Origin of the sequence: Streptomyces tyrfis, assembly GCF_037034285.1 — a bacterium.
In the GTDB taxonomy this organism is placed as follows: Bacteria; Actinomycetota; Actinomycetes; order Streptomycetales; family Streptomycetaceae; genus Streptomyces.
This window is the reverse complement of record NZ_JBAGJZ010000015.1, coordinates 17,224-37,893: the sequence shown is the minus strand read 5'-3', so window position 1 is coordinate 37,893 and position 20,670 is coordinate 17,224. Positions and strand designations below refer to the sequence as shown.

17 protein-coding genes are annotated in these 20,670 nt (G+C 71.6%); 2 read left to right on the top strand and 15 right to left on the bottom strand.

From position 1 onward, the window contains the following. Positions 1-12: 12 nt before the first annotated feature. From WA762_RS14015 to uvrA, 14 genes are all read right to left on the bottom strand, one after another. Positions 13-1,590, bottom strand: a complete 1,578-nt coding sequence (locus WA762_RS14015; RefSeq protein WP_335935962.1) for a PH domain-containing protein — start codon at positions 1,588-1,590, stop codon at positions 13-15. Beyond that, a complete protein-coding gene (locus tag WA762_RS14010; protein ID WP_335935961.1) occupies positions 1,587-2,090 on the bottom strand; it encodes a PH domain-containing protein in 504 nt (167 codons plus the stop codon). The genes WA762_RS14015 and WA762_RS14010 overlap by 4 nt, the downstream gene beginning before the upstream one ends. Before the next feature lie 5 nt (positions 2,091-2,095). Beyond that, positions 2,096-3,748, bottom strand: coding sequence for a glucose-6-phosphate isomerase (pgi, locus tag WA762_RS14005; RefSeq protein WP_335935960.1), 1,653 nt, complete (start codon positions 3,746-3,748; stop codon positions 2,096-2,098). A 175-nt stretch (positions 3,749-3,923) separates the two neighbouring features. Next, the gene (locus WA762_RS14000) at positions 3,924-4,259 is read right to left on the bottom strand and encodes an RNA polymerase-binding protein RbpA (RefSeq protein ID WP_443080585.1); all 336 of its coding nucleotides are present in this window, start codon (positions 4,257-4,259) and stop codon (positions 3,924-3,926) included. A 110-nt stretch (positions 4,260-4,369) separates the two neighbouring features. Continuing rightward, complete coding sequence (gene secG / locus WA762_RS13995; protein ID WP_335935959.1) at positions 4,370-4,603, bottom strand: preprotein translocase subunit SecG; 234 nt, start codon at positions 4,601-4,603, stop codon at positions 4,370-4,372. A gap of 112 nt (positions 4,604-4,715) precedes the next feature. Further along, complete coding sequence (tpiA, locus tag WA762_RS13990; RefSeq protein WP_335936076.1) at positions 4,716-5,471, bottom strand: triose-phosphate isomerase; 756 nt, start codon at positions 5,469-5,471, stop codon at positions 4,716-4,718. Positions 5,472-5,513: 42 nt separating this feature from the next. Continuing rightward, a complete protein-coding gene (locus tag WA762_RS13985) occupies positions 5,514-6,725 on the bottom strand; it encodes a phosphoglycerate kinase (RefSeq protein WP_335935958.1) in 1,212 nt (403 codons plus the stop codon). Between the two features lie 112 nt (positions 6,726-6,837). Then, positions 6,838-7,845, bottom strand: a complete 1,008-nt coding sequence (gene gap, locus WA762_RS13980) for a type I glyceraldehyde-3-phosphate dehydrogenase (RefSeq protein ID WP_335935957.1) — start codon at positions 7,843-7,845, stop codon at positions 6,838-6,840. Positions 7,846-8,131: 286 nt separating this feature from the next. Then, entirely contained in the window at positions 8,132-9,121 is a 990-nt protein-coding gene (gene whiA / locus WA762_RS13975; protein WP_335935956.1) for a DNA-binding protein WhiA, read from the bottom strand. Continuing rightward, the gene (locus tag WA762_RS13970; RefSeq protein ID WP_335935954.1) at positions 9,112-10,146 is read right to left on the bottom strand and encodes a gluconeogenesis factor YvcK family protein; all 1,035 of its coding nucleotides are present in this window, start codon (positions 10,144-10,146) and stop codon (positions 9,112-9,114) included. The genes whiA and WA762_RS13970 overlap by 10 nt, the downstream gene beginning before the upstream one ends. Beyond that, the gene (gene rapZ / locus WA762_RS13965; protein WP_335935953.1) at positions 10,143-11,162 is read right to left on the bottom strand and encodes an RNase adapter RapZ; all 1,020 of its coding nucleotides are present in this window, start codon (positions 11,160-11,162) and stop codon (positions 10,143-10,145) included. Before rapZ ends, WA762_RS13970 begins: the two co-directional genes overlap by 4 nt. Continuing rightward, entirely contained in the window at positions 11,159-13,303 is a 2,145-nt protein-coding gene (uvrC, locus tag WA762_RS13960; RefSeq protein WP_335935952.1) for an excinuclease ABC subunit UvrC, read from the bottom strand. The genes rapZ and uvrC overlap by 4 nt, the downstream gene beginning before the upstream one ends. A 209-nt stretch (positions 13,304-13,512) precedes the next feature. Further along, complete coding sequence (locus WA762_RS13955; RefSeq protein ID WP_335936075.1) at positions 13,513-13,941, bottom strand: Rieske (2Fe-2S) protein; 429 nt, start codon at positions 13,939-13,941, stop codon at positions 13,513-13,515. A 269-nt stretch (positions 13,942-14,210) separates the two neighbouring features. Then, entirely contained in the window at positions 14,211-17,270 is a 3,060-nt protein-coding gene (uvrA, locus tag WA762_RS13950; RefSeq protein ID WP_335935951.1) for an excinuclease ABC subunit UvrA, read from the bottom strand. Between the two features lie 175 nt (positions 17,271-17,445). Between uvrA and WA762_RS13945 the strand changes: the two genes are divergently transcribed. Together WA762_RS13945 and WA762_RS13940 are read left to right on the top strand one after the other, a co-directional pair. Then, positions 17,446-18,135, top strand: a complete 690-nt coding sequence (locus WA762_RS13945; protein WP_335935950.1) for a maleylpyruvate isomerase family mycothiol-dependent enzyme — start codon at positions 17,446-17,448, stop codon at positions 18,133-18,135. 10 nt (positions 18,136-18,145) lie between these two features. Next, on the top strand, positions 18,146-18,799 hold the full coding sequence (locus tag WA762_RS13940) for an MBL fold metallo-hydrolase (protein ID WP_335935948.1): 654 nt from the start codon (positions 18,146-18,148) through the stop codon (positions 18,797-18,799). A gap of 289 nt (positions 18,800-19,088) precedes the next feature. Here the strand turns inward: WA762_RS13940 and WA762_RS13935 are convergent, their stop codons facing one another. Further along, entirely contained in the window at positions 19,089-20,423 is a 1,335-nt protein-coding gene (locus tag WA762_RS13935; protein ID WP_335935946.1) for an NAD-dependent succinate-semialdehyde dehydrogenase, read from the bottom strand. Positions 20,424-20,670 lie beyond the last annotated feature (247 nt).

The window sequence follows — 20,670 nt, the reverse complement described above, 5'->3', positions numbered from 1 at the left end:
CTTCCCCGCGCCTCAGTCGGTCTGACCGGTGCGCTCCAGGAAGGGCTCCAGCAGGCCGGGGACGGCCCGGGCGGCGAAGTCGAGGCCCTCGCTCGCGTCCGTGTCGTGCGCCGTGTACGCGCCCGCCCCGGCGGCCGTCGTCGCGGTGACGCTGAGCACCCCGGACCGCCGCTGGAAGTACGTCTGCCGAACCGTCCAGCCGATGACGCCGGCCCGCTCCAGCGCCGCCGTGGAGCGTCTGACCGGGCCGGAGCGGACCACCAGGTAGTCGCCGCTGAGGGCGTGCCCCAGGGCCCGGTAGGAGCCCCGGGCGAGGAGCAGGCCGACCGGCAGCCCCACGACCGCGCAGGCGAGCGCGCACCACAGCAGCACGGGCGTCAGGAGGACGCCCAGGACGACCAGGACGAGCACCGGGACGGCGACCGCCCACAGCGCCCGGCGCAGCCGCCGTCCCCGGGCCGCCGGGGGATGCCCGGTCAACGGCGCGCCGGTCGGGGAGACGGCCTCGCGCAGGACGCCGGCGGCCACCGCGTCGGCCACCGGCCGGGGCGCGACGGGCAGCAGAGTGTTGTGGTCGCCGTGCTGCTCGTCGTCGCCCTTGGCGAGCCCGGTGGTGATCGCGTCGACCCGGGCGGCGCCGAACAGCCGCACGCCGAGGGGCTCGACGAGGTCGACGCCGCGCAGCCGGCGCTCCTCGATGGAGACGGAGCGGGAGGTCAGCAGGCCGCGCCGGACCCGCAGGGTGCCGCCCGGCTCGCGCTCCAGCCGGTAGTTCCACCACATCTCGACCCACAGACCGAGCGCGCCGACGACACCGGCGGCCAGCACCGCCAGCGCGAGGATCCCGATCACGGCGGGCAGCGCGGTGTCCCGGAACCGGTCGCCGACCCAGTCGATGACCTTTCCCTGCGCCCCGAACCAGTCGCTGACCTGCATCACCGCACCGCCCGCCGCGCCGCCGAGCGCCGGGGCGACGAACGACACCGGCGCGTAGCGGATCCAGCGCGGGTCGAGCACGGCGAGCTCGCCCTCGCGGTGCGGGCCGGGGACCGCGGCGACGCCGCGTTCCAGCAGCTCGCGGCGGAGCCGTTCGCCCTCCTGTCTGGAGACCGGGTCCAGCTCCAGGGTGGACTCGCCGGAGTGCTCGCCGGTGCCGATGCGGACGGTGACCAGGCCGAGGACGCGTTGCAGCAGATGGGCGGTGAGGTCGACGCTGCGGACCCGCTCCAGGGGCAGCGAGCGCCGCTTGAGCAGGAGCAGCCCCGAGTGGAGTTCGACCCGCTCGGCGCCGATCCGGTAGCGGGTGCGGCGCCACCGCACGTAGTCGCCGGCCGCGGCGCAGCCGATCAGCACGAGCGCACCGGCCAGCACGCAGACCGCGGCGGCCGGGAGACCGATCCGCCCGGCCAGGCCGAGCCCGGCGGGCACGGCCGCGCCGGCCGCCACACCGGCCGTGAGCAGCGCGCTGACCAGGACCGTGCGCCGGTCGAGCCGTCGCCATCCGGTGGCCGCCGTGACCGCTCCGTCGACCGCGGCCGGGCCGTCCGCGTGACCCGCCGCGACCGGCGGAACGCCCGCCTCCGAGGTCATGTGGCGTCCCCGGGGGTGTCCTGGGTGATCCGGGTGAGCCGTTCCGCCAGCTCGGCCGCGAGCTCGTGGCCCAGGCCGCTGATCCGTACCGCGCCCCGGGACGAGGCGGTGGTCACCGTGACGGTCGCGAGCCGGTAGAGCTGCTCCAGCGGCCCGCGCACCGTGTCCACGGTCTGGATGCGGGACATCGGGGCGATCCGCCACTCCTGCCGCAGCAGGCCGGTCCTGACGTACACCGCCTCGTCGGTGACCTCCCAGCGGTGGGTGCGGTACCACCAGAGGGGGACGAGGACGGCGCAGCCTGCGCCGAGGACCGCGAGGACCGCCGCGGGCAGCAGCAGCCAGAATCTGGCCGGCTCGATGAGCGCCCCCAGCACGGCCAGGACCACCACCGGCGCCCCGGTCAGCAGCAGCCATTGGGCCCGCCACCAGCCGACCGCCCGCGGGTCCAGAGTGTTGTTCGGCGGTCTCAGCCGCACCGTCCGTTCCCCCCTGTCCATCCGGCTCAACGCCCCCTGCGGGCGCGGTACGCCTCGACGAGCGCCGCGGTGGAGCCGTCCAGCCGCTCGCCGCCCTCGCCGCCGGTGAGCACCGGCTCGATCCTCCTGGCGAGGACCTTGCCGAGCTCGACGCCCCACTGGTCGAAGGAGTCGATGTTCCAGACGGCCCCCTGGACGAAGACCTTGTGCTCGTACAGCGCGATGAGCTGGCCCAGGACGGACGGGGTCAGCCGGTCGGCGAGGATCGTCGTCGTCGGGTGGTTGCCCCGGAAGGTCTTGTGCGGCACCAGCTCCTCCGCGACGCCCTCGGCGCGGACCTCGTCCGGCGTCCTGCCGAAGGCCAGGGCCTGGGTCTGGGCGAAGAAGTTGGCCATCAGCAGGTCGTGCTGGGCGGCCAGGCGGGGCGGGAGTTCGGCGACCGGCTCGGCGAAGCCGATGAAGTCCGCCGGGATGATCTTGGTGCCCTGGTGGATCAGCTGGTAGTAGGCGTGCTGCCCGTTGGTGCCCGGGGTGCCCCAGACGACCGGTCCGGTCTGCCAGTCGACGGGGCGGCCGTCCCGGTCGACGGACTTGCCGTTGGACTCCATGTCCAGCTGCTGGAGATACGCGGTGAACTTGGACAGATAGTGGCTGTACGGCAGCACCGCGTGGGACTGTGCGTCGAAGAACGCGCCGTACCAGACGCCCAGCAGGCCCAGCAGCAGCGGGGCGTTGGCCTCGGCGGGGGCGGTGCGGAAGTGCTCGTCGACGAGGTGGAAGCCGTCGAGCATCTCGCGGAACCGGTCCGGGCCGATCGCGATCATCAGGGAGAGCCCGATGGCGGAGTCGTACGAGTAGCGGCCGCCGACCCAGTCCCAGAACTCGAACATGTTGGCGGTGTCGATGCCGAACTCCGCGACCTTCCCGGCGTTGGTCGACAGCGCCACGAAGTGCTTGGCGACCGCCTCCTGACCGGCGTCCAGGCCCGTCAGCAGCCAGTCGCGGGCGGAGGTGGCGTTGGTGACGGTCTCGATCGTGGTGAAGGTCTTCGACGCGATGACGAAGAGCGTCTCGGCGGGGTCGAGATCGCGCACCGCCTCGTGGAGGTCGGAGCCGTCGACGTTGGACACGAAGCGGACGGTGAGCGAGCGGTCGGTGAAGGAGCGCAGCACCTCGTAGGCCATGGCGGGGCCGAGGTCGGAGCCGCCGATGCCGACGTTGACCACGTTCCTGATGCGCCTGCCGGTGTGGCCGGTCCACTCCCCCGACCTGACGCGTTCGGAGAACGCCGCCATCTTGTCGAGCACGGCGTGCACGCCCGGCACCACGTTCTCGCCGTCGACCTCGATCACCGCGTCGCGCGGGGCGCGCAGGGCCGTGTGCAGCACGGCGCGGTCCTCGGTGGTGTTGATCTTCTCGCCGCGGAACATCGCGTCCCGCAGCTCCGCCACCCCGGTGGCGTCCGCGAGGCCGCGCAGCAGCCGCAGCGTCTCGTCGGTGACCAGGTGCTTGGAGTAGTCGATGTACAGATCACCGACCCGGAGCGTGTACCCGGTACCGCGCCGCGGGTCGTCCGCGAAGAGCTGCCGCAGATGCGTCGCCCCGAGCTGCTCGCGGTGCCGGCCCAGAGCCGACCACTCGGGGGTCTGGTCGAGCCTGGTTCGGTGTGGTGTGTTCATCCCGGATATCAGCCCACTTCTTCTCGTGCTTGCAGATGCCCCGCCGGCTCTCCAACCTAATTGATCGGAGGGGACGGCGAGGCTGCGAAGAGGTGCGGCACCGGTGAATGCACTCCGGCCGGGCCCGTCTGGGTGCCCGGCCGGTCCACGGCGCTCGGCCGGGTGGGGAAAACGGCTAGATCTCGCCCCGGAGCTTCGCCAGGGCCTCGGCGAGGATGGCCTCGCCGTCCGCGTCGCTGCGCCGTTCGCGGACGTATGCCAGGTGCGTCTTGTACGGCTCGGTGCGCGGCGGGTCGGGCGGGCAGTCCCGGTCCTGGCCGGCCGGGAAACCGCAGCGGGGGCAGTCCCACGTCTCCGGTACCTGTGCGTCACTGGCGAAGCTCGGCCGCGTCTCGTGCCCGTTCGAGCACCAGAAGGAGATGCGGAGACGCGGTGCGGACTCGCCCCGCTCGGCCTCGCCCATCGGCCCCGCCCCGACCCGGCTCCCCCGGATCGCGTTGCCACTTGCCACGGTCGTAACTCCCCTGCGTGATGGTGCTCGAAGATGCCCCAGTCTACGTAAGGCCCAACGCGCGTCCAGTGAAAGGAGTTACACCCTCACCGGGATTCGCTCACGACGCGTCAGTCCAGCTTGATCAGCAGACCGAGCACGACGATGCACGCGAACCAGAGCAGCCCCACGACCACCGTGATGCGGTCGAGGTTGCGCTCGGCGACCGAGGACCCGCCCACGGACGACTGCATGCCGCCGCCGAACATGTCGGAGAGGCCGCCGCCCTTTCCCTTGTGCATCAGCACCAGCAGCATCAGCAGCAGGCTGAAGACGATCAGGGCGATCTCGAACCCCAAAATCACGGCTGGTCCCTACTTTCCGGAATTCTCTGGACTGTATTGCGAGGAACGGGGGCCGGAAGGCTGCGCCCTCCCGGCCCCCGCAAGGGTACGACGGATCCGTGCTACCGCATACTCACTGGTCGCGGAAGCGGACGATCTTGACGAACTCGTCGGCGTCGAGCGAGGCGCCGCCGACCAGTGCCCCGTCCACGTCGGGCTTCGACATGATCTCCGCGACGTTCCCGGACTTCACGGAGCCGCCGTACTGGATGCGGACCTTGTCGGCCAGCTCCCGGGAGTAGAGCTCGGCGAGGCGTCCGCGGATCGCCGCGCACACCTCCTGGGCGTCGTCGGCGCCGCAGACCTTGCCGGTGCCGATCGCCCAGACCGGCTCGTAGGCGATCACGACCGACTCGGCCTGCTCGGCGGGCAGGTCCTTGAGACCGCCGTCGACCTGGGCGAGGGTGTGCGCGACGTGGTTGCCCGCCTCGCGGACCTCCAGCTCCTCGCCGACGCAGAGGATCGGGGTCAGGCCGTGCTTGTAGGCGGCCTTCACCTTGCTGTTGCAGAGCTCGTCGGTCTCGCCGTGGTACTGGCGGCGCTCGCTGTGCCCGACGGCGACATAGGTGCACTTCAGCTTGGCGAGCATCGGGCCGGAGATCTCCCCGGTGTACGCGCCGGAGTCGTGCGCCGAGATGTCCTGGGCGCCGTACTTGATCCGCAGCTTGTCGCCGTCGACCAGGGTCTGCACGGAGCGCAGGTCGGTGAAGGGCGCCAGCACGGCGACCTCGACGGCGTCGTAGTCCTTGTCGGCCAGCGCGAAGGCGAGCTTCTGGACGTGGGCGATGGCCTCCAGGTGGTTGAGGTTCATCTTCCAGTTGCCCGCCATCAGCGGGGTGCGGCCGGGGGAAGCGGGTGCGGTCATGAGAGCTCAGTCCTCCAGTGCGGCGAGGCCGGGAAGCGTCTTGCCCTCGAGGTATTCGAGGCTGGCGCCGCCACCGGTCGAGATGTGTCCGAATGCGTTTTCGTCGAAGCCCAGGGTGCGGACGGCCGCGGCGGAGTCGCCGCCGCCCACCACGCTGAAGCCCGGGGAGTCGACGAGGGCCTGGGCCACGGCCCGGGTGCCCTCGGCGTAGTCGGGGTGCTCGAAGACACCCATGGGACCGTTCCAGAAGACGGTGGCCGCGTCGGCGAGCTTCGCCGCGTACAGCGCGTTGGTCTCCGGACCGTTGTCCAGGCCCATGAACCCGGCCGGGATCGCGTCCGCGGCCACGGTGCGGTGCTCGGTCGGGGCCTTCGTCGCGAGGTCCGGGAACCGCTCGGAGACGACGACGTCGACGGGGAGCACGAACTCCACGCCCCGCTCCTCCGCGCGCTTCAGGTACTCCAGCACCGCCGGGATCTGCTCCTCCTGGAGGAGGGAGCCGCCGACCTCGTGCCCCTTGGCCTTGAGGAAGGTGTACGCCATGCCGCCGCCGATGAGGATGCGGTCGGCGCGCTCCAGCAGGTGGTCGATGACGCCGAGCTTGTCGGAGACCTTGGAGCCGCCGAGCACGACGGCGTACGGGCGACGGACGTCCTCGGTGAGCTTCTTCAGGACGCCGACCTCGGTGGCGATCAGGTCGCCGGCGGCGTGCGGCAGCCTGGCCGGGAGGTCGAAGACCGAGGCGTGCTTGCGGTGCACGGCGCCGAAGCCGTCGCCCACGTACAGGTCCGCGAGCTCGGCCAGCCGGTCCGCGAACGCGCCGCGCTCGGCGTCGTCCTTCGAGGTCTCGCCGGGGTTGAAGCGGAGGTTCTCCAGGACGGCGACCTGCCCGTCGGCGAGCGCGTCGACCGTGGCGTGCGCGGACTCGCCGACCGTGTCGGTCGCGAAGGCCACCTCGGCGCCGATGAGCTCACCGAGCCGGGCGGCGGCCGGCGCCAGGGAGAACGCGGGGTCCGGGGCGCCCTTGGGCCGGCCCAGGTGCGAGGCGACGACGACCCGCGCACCCGCCGCGACGAGCTTCTCGACGGTCGGCCTGACGGCGCGGATGCGGCCGTCGTCGGTAATGGTGGTGCCGCTCAGCGGCACGTTGAGATCGGCGCGCACGAACACGCGCCGGCCGGCGACCCCTTCGGCGAGGAGTTCGTCGATCGTCTTCATGTTGCTGGTCTCCTTGGGAGGGCGAGAGAGCATGCCACGGGGCCCGAACGGCGCGTCGTCGCGCTGTTCGAGCCCCGTGCTCACATCGGAGTGCCGCCTGCCGGTTCGACGGTCAGAGCCGGCCGCCGACGAAGACGGTCAGGTCGACGAGGCGGTTGGAGTAGCCCCACTCGTTGTCGTACCAGCCGATGACCTTGACCTGCGTGCCCTCCGCCATGGTCAGCAGGGAGTCGAAGGTGCAGGACGCCGGCGTCGAGACGATGTCCGAGGACACGATCGGGTCCTCGGTGTAGAACAGCTTGCCCTTGAGCGAGCCCTCCTCGGACGCCTTCTGGAAGGCGGCGTTGACCTCGTCGCGGGTGACCTCGCGCTCCAGCGTGACCACGAGGTCGGTGACCGAGCCGTCCGGGACGGGGACTCGCATCGCGAGGCCGTCGAGCTTGCCCTTGAGCTGAGGGAGCACCAGGGCGGTCGCCTTGGCGGCGCCGGTCGTCGTCGGGATGATGTTCTGCGCGGCGGCGCGGGCGCGGCGCAGGTCGGAGTGCGGGAAGTCCAGGATGCGCTGGTCGTTCGTGTACGCGTGGACCGTCGTCATCAGGCCCTTGACGATGCCGAAGTTCTCGTCCAGGACCTTCGCCATCGGCGCCACGCAGTTGGTGGTGCAGGAGGCGTTGGAGATGACGTGGTGGTTGGCCGCGTCGTAGTCGTCTTCGTTGACGCCCATCACGATGGTGATGTCCTCGCCCTTGGCCGGAGCCGAGATGAGGACCTTCTTGGCGCCGGCGGCGATGTGCTTCTCGGCGTCCGCCTTCTTGGTGAAGATGCCGGTCGATTCGACGACGATGTCGACGCCCAGCTCGCCCCACGGGATGTCGGCCGGGTTGCGCTCGGAGAGGACCTTGATGGTGTGACCGCCGACGGTGATGCTGTCGGCGGTGTGGCTGACCTCGGCGTCCAGACGTCCCAGGATGGTGTCGTACTTCAGCAGGTGGGCCGTGGTCGCGGTGTCACCCAGGTCGTTGACAGCCACGATCTCGATGTCCGCACCCTGCTCCAGCAGCGCGCGGAAGTAGTTACGACCGATGCGGCCAAAGCCGTTGATGCCTACGCGGATCGTCACGAAACCGATCTCCTCGTCAGGTACGCCGATTCCTAGGAACCGGCGAGTTGTATACGGATGTCCCCGACCGCCTCCGACCCTACCTCTCCGAGGGGCGGGTGGTGACATCGAACGGGTCCTGACGAAACGGTGGAGGTCCGTACTCCTCGGTAGGAGTACGGACCTCCGAGGTGACGGCCCTCCATCCGGCGACGACTACGGAACGTCAACACTCGGAAGAGTGCCGCGCGTTCCGCGTTCGGCCGATTTCCCGCCTTTCGTCCGACCGGACGAAACGGTGGTCAGGTCATCCGACGAGACCGTCGGCCAACTCGTCACTGAGAGTTGACTCGGTGCCGGGAATCCCCAGGTCCTGGGCCCGCTTGTCGGCCATCGCCAGCAGCCGGCGGATCCGGCCCGCGACGGCGTCCTTGGTCAGCGGCGGGTCGGCGAGCGCGCCCAGCTCCTCCAGGGACGCCTGCTTGTGCTCCATGCGCAGCCGGCCGGCGGCGGCGAGGTGCTCGGGCACGTCCTCGCCCAGGATCTCCAGCGCGCGCCCCACCCGGGCGCCCGCGGCGACCGCCGCCCGGGCGGAACGGCGCAGGTTGGCGTCGTCGAAGTTGGCGAGCCGGTTGGCGGTGGCGCGGACCTCGCGGCGCATCCGCCGCTCCTCCCAGGCCAGCACCGACTCATGGGCGCCGAGCCGGGTGAGCAGGGCGCCGATCGCGTCGCCGTCGCGGACGACGACCCGGTCCACTCCCCGGACCTCGCGGGCCTTCGCCGCGATGGACAGCCTGCGGGCCGCGCCGACCAGGGCGAGGGCCGCCTCCGGTCCCGGGCAGGTCACCTCCAGCGAGGAGGAGCGGCCGGGCTCGGTGAGCGAGCCGTGCGCCAGGAAGGCCCCGCGCCAGGCGGCCTCGGCGTCGCAGGTGGCCCCCGAGACGACCTGCGGGGGCAGACCCCGGATGGGGCGGCCGCGGCCGTCCACCAGTCCGGTCTGCCGGGCCAGCTGGTCGCCGCCCGCCACGACCCGCACGACATAGCGGGAGCCGCGCCGCAGCCCGCCCGGGGCCATCACGATCAGCTCGGAGCCGTGGCCGAAGATCTCCAGGATGTCCCGCTTCAGGCGGCGCGCCGCCATCGCGGTGTCCAGCTCCGCCTCGATCACAATCCGGCCGCTCACCAGGTGCAGCCCGCCCGCGAACCGAAGAATCGCCGAGACCTCCGCCTTCCTGCAGCAGGTCCGGGTCACGGGAAGCCGGGAGACTTCGTCCTTCACCGCCGGCGTCATCGCCATGGGCCGATCCTTCCATGCATCCGAAAAATACGGTCGTACGCGGCGGCCAACAGCTCCGGATCATGGATCGGAACGCCGTCGGGTGAGGCCACCGGCGCCAGCTCCACCGCGGCGCCGAGCCGCTTGGCGGCGTCGGCGAGGGACCCACGATCGGGCACGGCGGCTTCGTCGGCCAGCACCACGTCCATGGCGAGTTTAGGGGCGTGTCGTCCCAAAACCTCCAAATGACGCTGCGGGGAGAAGCCATCAGTTTCACCGGGCTGCGGCGCGAGATTGAGCGAGAGGACCTTGCGGGCCTTGGTCTCGACCAGCGCTTCGAGCAGTTCCGGTACGAGCAGGTGCGGGATCACGGAGGAGAACCAGGAGCCCGGGCCCAGCACCACCCAGTCGGCGTCCAGGACGGCGGCGACCGCCTCCGGGACGGCCGGCGGGTCGTGCGGGACGACGTGCACGGACTGCACCTCGCCCGGGGTGAGCGCCACCGTCGCCTGGCCGCGCACCGTGTCCACGTCGTCCGGGCGGGCCGGGTCGTGTCCGCGTACGAGCGCCTGGAGCTCCAGGGGCACGGCGGACATGGGCAGCACCCGGCCGTGCGCCCCGAGGAGCTTGCCGACCAGGTCCAGGGCCTGGACGTGGTCGCCGAGCTGCTCCCACAGGGCCACGATCAGCAGGTTGCCGACCGCGTGCTCGTGCAGGTCGCCCTTGGACTGGAAGCGGTGCTGGATGACCTGGGCCCAGGTCTGGCCCCAGTCGTCGTCGCCGCACAGGGCGGCGAGCGCCTTGCGCAGGTCGCCGGGGGGCAGCACGCCGAGTTCCTCGCGGAGCCGGCCGCTGGAGCCGCCGTCGTCGGCGACGGTGACGACGGCGGTGAGGTCGCCGGTGATACGGCGGAGCGCCGCCAGCGAGGCGGACAGCCCATGGCCGCCGCCCAGGGCGACGACCTTGGGCTGGGTGCCGCGACTGCGGCCGGACAGCGCCGAGGCGGCCCTGCGCAGTCGGCGCAGGCGCTGGTTGCGGCTGGTCACTCGCGCCCCATGTCCCGGTGCACGAGGACGGTCTCGATCCCCTCGGCCGCGAGTCTGGCCGCGAGCTTCTCGGACATGGCGACCGAGCGGTGCTTGCCGCCGGTGCAGCCGACCGCGATGGTCACATAGCGCTTGCCCTCGCGGCGGTAGCCCGCGGCGACGAGCTGGAGCAGCTCCGTGTACTGGTTGAGGAACTCCTTGGCGCCGGGCTGGTCGAAGACGTACGCGGAGACCTCCTCGTTGAGCCCGGTGAACGGGCGCAGCTCGGGGACCCAGTGCGGGTTGGGCAGGAAGCGGCAGTCGACCACCAGGTCGGCGTCGACCGGCAGGCCGTACTTGAAGCCGAACGACATCACCGTGGCGCGCAGCTCCGGCTCCTCCTCGCCGGCGAACTGGGCGTCCATCTTGGCGCGCAGCTCGTGCACGTTGAGGCTGGAGGTGTCGATCACCAGGTCGGCGTCGCCGCGCAGTTCGCGCAGCAGGTCGCGTTCGGCGGCGATGCCGTCGACGATCCGGCCGTCGCCCTGGAGGGGGTGCGGCCTGCGGACCGATTCGAAGCGGCGGACCAGGGCGTCGTCGGAGGACTCCAGGAAGACGATCCGCCGGGTGACGTGCCTGGCCTCCAGGTCGGCGAGGGACTCGCGGAGGTTGTCGAAGAAGCGGCGGCCCCGCACGTCGACGACGACGGCGATGCGGGCCACGTTGCCCTGGGAGCGGGCGCCGAGCTCGACCATGGTGGGGATGAGGGCCGGCGGCAGGTTGTCGACGACGAACCAGCCGAGGTCCTCCAGACACTTGGCCGCGGTGCTGCGGCCCGCGCCCGACATCCCGGAGATGATCACCAGCTCGGGAATGGCCGCGTTCCCGTCGCCGAGGTCGGTCGTGGTGCCCGTACTCACGTGTCCTGCTCCGTCTGTTCGGTCGGTGGTGTCGCGGCCGGCCGTGTGCTCGTGACCGGTCCCCCGCCGGTGGCCGGCTTCGCGCTCGTGCTGTGTCCTGTGCTCGTGCTCAGTCATGTGGTGCCCCCGTCGTCCTCTTCCATGATCTCTCCTGTCGCCGTGTTCACGGCGGGCGTGGCCGGGGCCGCCGAGGCGAGGGCGACGGCCACCGACTCCGCCGTCCGGCGGCCTATCCCCGGGACCTCGCAGATCTCTTCGATGGTCGCGCGCCTCAGCTTCTTCACCGAGCCGAAGTGCTTGATCAGCGCCTGCTTCCTGGTCTCGCCGAGGCCGGCGACGGCGTCCAGGGGGCCGGAGCGCATGCGCTTGGCCCGCTTGGCGCGCTGGTACGTGATCGCGAACCGGTGGGCCTCGTCGCGCACCCGCTGGAGGAGGTAGAGGCCCTCGCTCGACCGGGGCAGGACGACGGGGTCGTCCTCGTCCGGCAGCCAGACCTCCTCGAGCCGCTTGGCGAGGCCGCAGACCGCGATGTCGTCGATGCCCAGCTCGTCGAGGGCCCGTCGGGCCGCCGCGACCTGGGGCTGTCCGCCGTCGACCACGACGAGCTGGGGCGGATAGGCGAACCGCCTGGGCCTGCCGTCGTCCTCCCGGGGCTCGCTCCCCGGCCCGGGCACGGCGTCGGCAACCGGGTCCGCCGCCGCCGCGCCGGCCGGGAGGGGCCCGGCGGGGGCCGGCGCGAGGGGCGGGTCGAGCGGCCCGGCGGCGGGCACGGAGGCCGGGCCGAGGGGCACGGGGGCGGCGTCGGCGGACGGGGCGGGGCCCGCGGCGGCGGGGGCCTCCTCCCACTCCCCCGTGCGTTCCTTCTCCTGGAGGTAGCGGCGGAAGCGGCGGCCGATCACCTCGTGCATCGACCGGACGTCGTCCTGGCCCTCGAAGCCCTTGATCTGGAAGCGGCGGTACTCGCTCTTGCGGGCCAGTCCGTCCTCGAAGACGACCATGGAGGCGACCACGTCGTCGCCCTGGAGGTGCGAGATGTCGTAGCACTCGATACGGAGCGGGGCCGTGTCGAGGCCGAGCGCCTCGGCGATCTCCTCCAGGGCGCGGGAGCGGGTCGTGAGGTCGGAGGCGCGCTTGGTCTTGTGCAGCGCCAGGGCCTGCTGGGCGTTCCGCTGGACCGTCGCCATCAGGTCCTTCTTGTCGCCGCGCTGCGGGATGCGCAGGCTGACCTGGGAGCCCCGGCGGCCGGCGAGCCACTGGGAGACCGCGTCCGGGTCCTCGGGCAGGGCCGGGACGAGGACCTCCTTGGGGACGGCGTCGCCCGTCTCCTCGCCGTACAGCTGCTGCAGGGCGTGCTCGACCAGGCCCGGGGTGTCGACGTTCTCAACCTTGTCGGTGACCCAGCCGCGCTGTCCGCGCACCCGGCCGCCGCGCACATGGAAGATCTGGACGGCGGCTTCGAGCTCGTCCTCGGCGACGGCGATCAGGTCGGCGTCGGTGGCGTCGGCGAGGACGACGGCGCTCTTCTCCATGGCCCGCTTGAGGGCCTCCACGTCGTCGCGGAGCCGGGCCGCCCGCTCGTACTCCATCTCCTCGGCCGCCGCCATCATGTCCTTCTCCAGGCGGCGGATGTACGCGCCGGTGCGGCCGGCCATGAAGTCGCAGAAGCCATCCGCCAGTTCGCGGTGCTCCTCGGGGGTGACCCGGCCGACGCAGGGGGCCGAGCACTTGCCGATGTAGCCGAGGAGGCAGGGGCGGCCGGTCCTGGCCGCGTTCCTGAACACCCCGGCGGAGCAGGTGCGGACCGGGAAGACCCGGAGCATCAGGTCGACCGTCTCGCGGATCGCCCAGGCGTGCCCGTAGGGGCCGAAGTAGCGCACGCCCTTCTTCTTGGCCCCGCGCATGACCTGGACGCGCGGGAACTCCTCGTTCAGCGTGACCGCGAGGTAGGGGTAGCTCTTGTCGTCGCGGTACTTGACATTGAACCGGGGGTCGAACTCCTTGATCCAGGAGTACTCCAGCTGGAGCGCCTCGACCTCCGTGGAGACGACCGTCCACTCCACCGACGCGGCCGTGGTGACCATCGTGCGCGTGCGCGGGTGGAGGGCGGCCAGGTCCTGGAAGTAGTTGGCCAGGCGCTGGCGCAGGTTCTTCGCCTTGCCGACGTAGATCACCCGGCGGTGTTCGTCGCGGAATCTGTAGACCCCCGGGGAGTCGGGGATCTGTCCCGGCTTGGGTCGGTAGCTGGAGGGGTCTGCCATGTGTCCCACCCTACTTGCGGGCAGTGACAGCGCGGCCTCTCTCCGGCCGGGTCCCCGTCGCCCGGGCCGCACGGCCGGGGGCGTGGCGTGCCCGGCCGGCGGGGACGGGCCCGGTGGCGGGCGGTCCCCTACGGGCCTGCCCGCCGACCGGGGCCGGGCGCCCCCGGGGGGCCGGGGGCTTGAGGCGTCCGGGCCCGGCCCGCGGCGGGCTACGCCTCGGGGCCGGCGACGAGCCTGCCGCCCTCGACCCTGACGGGCACCGCGGGCAGCGGGGCGGTCGCCGGGCCGCGCGTCGCCTCGCCGGTCGTCACGTCGAAGTGGCTGCCGTGGCAGGGGCAGTTCCCCACGTTGTCCTCGACCTTGTCCAGCACACAGCCCGCGTGGGTGCACTGGGCGCTGAACGCCTTGTACTGGCCCTTGGCCGGGCAGCTGACGACGACCCGCTGCTCGCGGTAGAGCTTGGAGCCGCCGACCGGGATCTCCTCCGGCGCGCCGAGCTGGACGGGGGCGGTGGGCGTCGGCGTGCCGGCGTGGCCGAGCTTCGAGTCGGTCGAGCAGGCGGCCGCCCCCAGCCCGGCGACGCCGACGAGGGCGGCGCCCTTCAGCACGGTACGGCGGGCGGCGGGCTGGCCGGGCATACGGGTCTCCACTGGTCCGAGAGGCAGGGTCACGGGGTCGCCGCAGGGCTGGGACAGCGGGCGCACCAGCGAGTACGCGGGCATCGGAGCCATCGGTGACGGAACCGACGATACCGGCGGAGACCGAACGGCCGACGGGCGGGCCGCCGGAGACCGGTTCCCCCCGGTCGGCGGCGGACGACCGCGCCACGGACGGCGGCCGGGCCCCGCGACGGCGACGGCGGCCCCGTCCGTCGTCCGGGGCCGCCGTCGTCGTCCGTGCGCCGCGTTCAGCTCTTGCGCGCGCGGGTCGTCTTCTTCGCCGCGGGCTTCTTCGCCGCGGCGGTTCTGCCCGTGCCGGCGGCGGCCGACTTGGCGGCCTGGCCGGTGCCCGTCCTGGCCGTGGCGGTCTTCCTGGCCGGGGCCGCCTTCGCGGCGACCGCCTTCTTGGCCGCGACCTTCCGCACCGGCTTGCGGGCCGCGGGCACCGACGCCTCGCTCACCCGGTCCGGGTCCAGGACGTCCTGGAGGAACTTGCCGGTGTGGCTGGCCGGGACCCCGGCGACCTGCTCCGGCGTCCCCTCGGCGACCACCAGACCGCCGCCGTTGCCGCCCTCGGGTCCCATGTCGATGACCCAGTCCGCGGTCTTGATCACATCGAGGTTGTGCTCGATCACGATCACCGAGTTGCCCTTGTCGACCAGTCCGGACAGCACCTTGATGAGCTTGCTGATGTCCTCGAAGTGCAGGCCCGTGGTCGGCTCGTCCAGGACGTAGACCGTGCGGCCGGTGGAGCGCTTCTGGAGCTCGCTCGCCAGCTTCACCCGCTGGGCCTCGCCGCCGGAGAGCGTCGGCGCGGACTGGCCGAGCCGGACGTACCCCAGGCCGACCTCGTTGAGCGTGCGCAGGTGCCGGGCGATGGTCGGGACGGCCTCGAAGAACTCCAGGCCCTCCTCGATCGGCATGTCCAGCACCTCGGCGATGGACTTGCCCTTGTAGTGGACCTCCAGCGTCTCCCGGTTGTACCGCGCTCCGTGGCAGACCTCGCACGGGACGTACACGTCCGGCAGGAAGTTCATCTCGATCTTGATCGTGCCGTCGCCGGAGCAGTTCTCGCAGCGGCCGCCCTTGACGTTGAAGGAGAAGCGGCCCGGCAGATAGCCGCGCACCTTCGCCTCCATCGTCTCCGCGAACAGCTTGCGGACGTGGTCGAAGACGCCGGTGTACGTGGCCGGGTTGGACCGGGGGGTGCGGCCGATGGGCGACTGGTCGACGTGCACCACCTTGTCCACCTGGTCGTCGCCGTCGACCCGGGTGTGCCGGCCGGGGACCGACTTGGCGCCGTTCAGCTCGCGCGCCAGGTGGGTGTAGAGGATGTCGTTGACCAGCGTCGACTTCCCCGAGCCCGAGACCCCCGTGACGGCCGTGAGCACGCCGAGCGGGAAGGAGACATCGATGTCCTGGAGGTTGTTCTCCCGGGCGCCGTGCACCGTGAGGGCGCGGGCCGGGTCGACGGGGCGCCGCACGTCGGGGGTGGCGATCGCCTTGGTGCCGTTCAGGTACTGGCCGGTGATCGACTCGTCGTTGCCCAGCAGCTCCTTCAGCGATCCGGAGTGGACCACCTTGCCGCCGTGCTCGCCGGCGCCGGGGCCGATGTCGACGACCCAGTCCGCGATCTTGATGGTGTCCTCGTCGTGCTCGACGACGATGAGCGTGTTGCCCATGTCGCGGAGCCGGACCAGGGTCTCGATCAGCCGGTGGTTGTCCCGCTGGTGCAGGCCGATGGACGGCTCGTCCAGCACGTAGAGCACGCCGACCAGGCCGGAGCCGATCTGGGTGGCGAGCCGGATGCGCTGGGCCTCGCCGCCGGACAGGGTGCCCGCCGCACGGTTCAGCGAGAGGTAGTCCAGGCCGACGTCGACCAGGAACCGCAGCCGCTCGTTGACCTCCTTCAGGACCCGCTCGGCGATCTTCTTGTCGCGGGCGTCGAGCGTCAGCCGGCCGAGGAAGTCCGCGCACTCGCTGATCGACATCGCGGAGACCTCGGCGATGGACTTCTCCATCACCGTCACCGCGAGGACGATCGGCTTGAGCCGGGTGCCCTCGCAGGTCGGGCAGGGCACCTCGCGCATGTACCCCTCGAAGCGCTCCCGGCTGGAGTCGCTCTCGGCGTCGGCGTGCCGCCGCTTGACGAACTGCACCGCCCCCTCGAAGGCGGGCGTGGTGTACGCGCGCTCGCGTCCGTAGCGGTTGCGGTAGCGGACCTCGGTCTGGATCTTGTGGCCGTAGAGCAGGGCCTTCTTGGCGCGCTGCGGCAGTCCCGCCCACGGGATGTCCGTGCGGAAGCCGAGGGCCTTGGCGAGGGCGCCGATCAGGCGGCCGAAGTACTCCTTGGTGTGGCCGTGCGACCAGGGGTGGATCGCGCCCTCGTCGAGCGACCTCTCCTCGTCGGGGACGACCAGCTCCGGGTCGACCTCCATGCGGGTGCCGATGCCCGTGCACTCGGGACAGGCGCCGAAGGGCGAGTTGAAGGAGAAGGAGCGCGGCTCCAGCTCCTCGAAGGAGAGGTCGTCGTACGGGCAGTAGAGGTGCTCGGAGTACATCCGCTCGCGCTCGGGGTCGTCCTCGGGGAGGTCGACGAAGTCGAGCACGACCATGCCGCCGGAGAGCCCGAGGGCGGTCTCGACCGAGTCGGTCAGCCGGCGCTTGGCGCCGCTCTTCACCGTGAGGCGGTCGACGACCACCTCGATGGTGTGCTTCTCCTGCTTCTTCAGCTTGGGCGGCTCGGAGAGGTGAATGGTCTCGCCGTCGACCCGGGCCCTGCTGTACCCCTTGGTCTGCAGATCGGCGAAGAGGTCGACGAACTCGCCCTTGCGCTCGCGCACCAGCGGCGAGAGCACCTGGAAGCGGCTGCCCTCGGGCAGCCCCAGCACCTTGTCCACGATGGCCTGCGGCGACTGGCGCGAGATGGGACGGGCGCACTCCGGGCAGTGCGGCTTGCCGATCCGGGCGAACAGGAGCCGGAGGTAGTCGTAGACCTCGGTGATGGTGCCGACCGTCGAGCGCGGGTTGCGCGAGGTCGACTTCTGGTCGATGGAGACGGCGGGCGAGAGGCCCTCGATGAAGTCGACGTCCGGCTTGTCCATCTGGCCGAGGAACTGCCGGGCGTACGAGGAGAGGGACTCCACATAGCGTCGCTGGCCCTCGGCGAAGATCGTGTCGAACGCGAGCGACGACTTGCCCGACCCGGAGAGCCCGGTGAAGACGATGAGGGAGTCGCGGGGAAGGTCGAGCGAGACGTTCTTGAGGTTGTGCTCGCGAGCGCCACGGACGATGAGACGGTCGGCCACGCCGGTCCGCACCTTTCTAGAGAGAAGTGGGGGAACTGAGCCCCTGTCCCAGGGTATGGGGGGCGCCACAGCGGTGTACGAAGCTTTGGACTCCGAGCGTATAGCACGCACATTCGATTTATGGACGACCGTGAACTCCTTCACCCGAATGAGTGGCCGGACTACGCTCGGCCTCATGATTGATCATGCGCACGACCTGCACGCCGTACGTGAGGCGACCGATCGACTGCTCAGCGCCACCGGGAATCTGGACGACGCCGAGCTGGTCCGGCCCTCGCGCCTGCCGGGCTGGAGCCGCGGTCACGTCCTCGCGCATCTCTCTCGTAACGCCGACGCGCTCGTAAATGTTCTCCAGGGCCGTCCCATGTACGCAGACAGCGAAACGAGGGACCGCGACATCGAGCGGGACGCGCCCCGGTCCGGGGCCGAGCAGCTGGCCGACCTCGCCGGCAGCGCGGCCCGTTTCGCGGAGGCGGCCTCGGCCCCGGCCGACTGGTCCCGCACGGTCACGCTGCGCAACGGCGTGACGGACTCGGCCTCCCGGGTCCCCTTCCGCCGCCGCGTCGAGGTGGAGCTGCACCACGTCGACCTGGACCTCGGCTACGAGCTGGAGGACCTCCCGGACGAGTTCACCGCCCGGGAGATCGAGTTCCTCGCCGAAAGGTTCGCCGGACATCCCGACGTCGTGTCCACGAAGGTGGCCGCCGACGACGGCCGGACCTGGACCACGGGCGGCGGCGCCGAGGGCTCCCCCGTCGTGGTCCGCGGGGCCGCGCCCGAGCTGCTCGGCTGGCTCTGCGGACGCCGCGACGGGTCGGCGCTGGCCGTCGAGGGAGGGCTCCTCCCGGCGCTGCCCCCGCTATAGGCTGAGACGCATGACGTACAGCGGAGCGGTCAAGGTCGGCGGTCGTGCGGACGTACACGAGTTGACGGATCTGATGATCTCCAAGGTCGCCGTCGGCCCGGGAAACAACAACGCCTATCTGCTGCGCTGCCGGGCCACCGGCGAGCAGCTGCTGATCGACGCGGCCGACGAGGCGGGGACGCTGCTGCGGCTGATCGGCGACGACGGCATCGCCTCCGTCGTCACCACCCACCGGCACCCCGACCACTGGCAGGCGCTGGGCGAGGTGGTCGCGGCCACCGGCGCCCGCACCTTCGCCGGACGCCACGACGCCGAGGGCATCCCCGTCCCCACCGACGTCCTGGTGGACGACGGGGACACGATCCGGGTGGGCCGGATCGAGCTGACCGCCCGTCATCTCGTCGGCCACACCCCGGGGTCCATCGCGCTGGTCTACGACGACCCGCACGGCGCGCCCCATCTCTTCACCGGGGACTGCCTCTTCCCGGGCGGTCCTGGACGGACAACAAACCCGGAAGACTTCACGAGCTTGATGGACGACGTCGAGGCCAAGATCTTCGATCCGCTGCCGGACGAGACGTGGGTCTACCCGGGCCACGGCCATGACACCACGCTCGGTGCGGAACGCCCGCACCTAACGGAGTGGAGAGCCCGAGGCTGGTAAACCGGAACTCGCACAAACGGGGCCGCCCTGAAGGGGGCCGGCCCCGCTTCGGTGTTCCCGCACCGCGCACACGGCGCCATGATCCGGCCGCTCCCCTGCCATTCGGTCTGAGTGATCAGCACTGGCACGGCGACGTCCGCGTCGGCTGGATCCGCACGTGGAAGTGCGGGTTCCCGGGTTTCCCCGGACTTGACACATGTGTGGTGCAGCAGGAGGGGCCCGCACGACCTGGTGGTCGGCGGGCCCCCTTCTCTTCTGGCTGGCGAGTGGCCGAGCTCCGGGTCGGAACCTACGCGATGGTGCGGATGAGCTTCTTGTTGACGAACTCCTCGATGCCCGGACGGCCCAGCTCGCGGCCGAAGCCGGAGCGCTTGATGCCGCCGAAGGGCAGCTCGGCGCCCTCGGCGCCGACGCCGTTGATGAACACCATGCCGGCCTCGATGCCGTCGGCGACGCGGGCGGCCTGTGCGGGGTCCGTGGTGAAGACGTACGAGCCGAGGCCGTACGGGGTGTCGTTGGCGATCCGCAGCGCGTCCTGTTCGTCGGCCGCCCGGAAGACCATGGCGACCGGGCCGAAGAGCTCTTGGCGCGCCGCGGCGTGCTCAGTGGTGAGCCCGGTGAGGACGCCAGCCGGGAAGTGGGCGCCGCTGCGTTCGCCCTCGGTGTGCAGCGTCGCGCCTTCCGCGACGGCGGCGGCCACCTGGCGCTCGAGGGTGTCGGCTGCGGCGGCCGAGGACAGGGGAGCCCCCGACTGGCGGGCAAGGAGCTGGGCGGTGAACTTCTCCACGAACGTGTCGTAGAGACCGGAGGTGACGACGAACCGCTTGGCGGCGTTGCAGGCCTGGCCGGTGTTGTCGAGGCGGGCGGAGACGGCGGCGTCCACGACGGAGTCGAGGTCGTCGGTGGACAGCACGATGAACGGGTCGGAGCCGCCGAGTTCAAGGACGACCTTCTTCAGGTGCCGCCCGGCGATCTCGGCGACGGCGGCACCGGCCCGTTCCGAGCCGGTCAGGGACACGCCGTGGACCCGCGGGTCGGCGATCACCTCGGCGATCTGCTCATTGGTGGCGTACACGTTGACGTACGCGCCGACGGGGAAGCCTGCCTCGGCCACCAGCCGCTCCAGCAACGCGGCGGTGGCCGGGCACTGCGGGGCGTGCTTGAGGACGATGGTGTTGCCCAGGGCGAGGTTCGGGGCGGCGAACCGGGCGACCTGGTAGGCGGGGAAGTTCCACGGCATGATGCCGAGCAGAACACCCACCGGGCTGCGCCGGATGACGGCGCGGCCGGGGCCGGAGGTGACGGGAAGCTCCTCGTCGGCGAGGAACTCCTCGGCGTGGTCGGCGTAGTAGTGGTAGATGTCGATGCAGAAGTCGATCTCGCCCTCCGCTTCGTCGAGCGGCTTGCCCATCTCACGCACGATGCTCGCCGCCAGTTCGGCACGGTGCTCGGCGTGCAGATCCCCCAGGCGGCGCAGGAGCGCGGCGCGCTCGGCCACAGAGGTGCTCCGTCCCCAGGCGGTGGCCGCGTGGGCGGCGTCGACGGCCGCGGTCACCTCGGCGTCGGTGGCGGTCGGGTAGGTCTGGGCGATCGTGCCGGTGGCGGGGTCGGTGACGGCGTACATCAAGTCTCCAGGAAGTGCGGGGGAAGTAAGGGCAGTGGGCCGTGCCGGCCTCGCGTCCAGTGTGCCGCGAGGTTGGCGTCGCGGAGTCCTACGGTTCGAGGATGGTGCGGGCCCCGACGGCGGACTTGAGGTCCTCGAAGGCGGCGGACGCCTCATCGAGCGGGCGGACCTTGCCGATCACTTCGTCCAGCGGCGGCCGTCCGACCGGATGGAGGCGGGCCGGCTTCGGGATGTCGATCGCGCCGGC

Coding starts and splice junctions, on each gene's coding strand:
- WA762_RS14010 (WP_335935961.1), bottom strand. CDS start 2,090: ATGGACAGGGGGGAACGGACGGTGCGGCTGAGACCGCCGAACAACACT.
- WA762_RS13935 (WP_335935946.1), bottom strand. CDS start 20,423: ATGTACGCCGTCACCGACCCCGCCACCGGCACGATCGCCCAGACCTAC.
- tpiA (WP_335936076.1), bottom strand. CDS start 5,471: ATGGCGGGCAACTGGAAGATGAACCTCAACCACCTGGAGGCCATCGCC.
- WA762_RS13945 (WP_335935950.1), top strand. CDS start 17,446: ATGATTGATCATGCGCACGACCTGCACGCCGTACGTGAGGCGACCGAT.
- whiA (WP_335935956.1), bottom strand. CDS start 9,121: ATGGCGATGACGCCGGCGGTGAAGGACGAAGTCTCCCGGCTTCCCGTG.
- uvrC (WP_335935952.1), bottom strand. CDS start 13,303: ATGGCAGACCCCTCCAGCTACCGACCCAAGCCGGGACAGATCCCCGAC.
- WA762_RS14015 (WP_335935962.1), bottom strand. CDS start 1,590: ATGACCTCGGAGGCGGGCGTTCCGCCGGTCGCGGCGGGTCACGCGGAC.
- rapZ (WP_335935953.1), bottom strand. CDS start 11,162: ATGACTGAGCACGAGCACAGGACACAGCACGAGCGCGAAGCCGGCCAC.
- WA762_RS13985 (WP_335935958.1), bottom strand. CDS start 6,725: ATGAAGACGATCGACGAACTCCTCGCCGAAGGGGTCGCCGGCCGGCGC.
- pgi (WP_335935960.1), bottom strand. CDS start 3,748: ATGAACACACCACACCGAACCAGGCTCGACCAGACCCCCGAGTGGTCG.
- WA762_RS13940 (WP_335935948.1), top strand. CDS start 18,146: ATGACGTACAGCGGAGCGGTCAAGGTCGGCGGTCGTGCGGACGTACAC.
- WA762_RS13955 (WP_335936075.1), bottom strand. CDS start 13,941: ATGCCCGGCCAGCCCGCCGCCCGCCGTACCGTGCTGAAGGGCGCCGCC.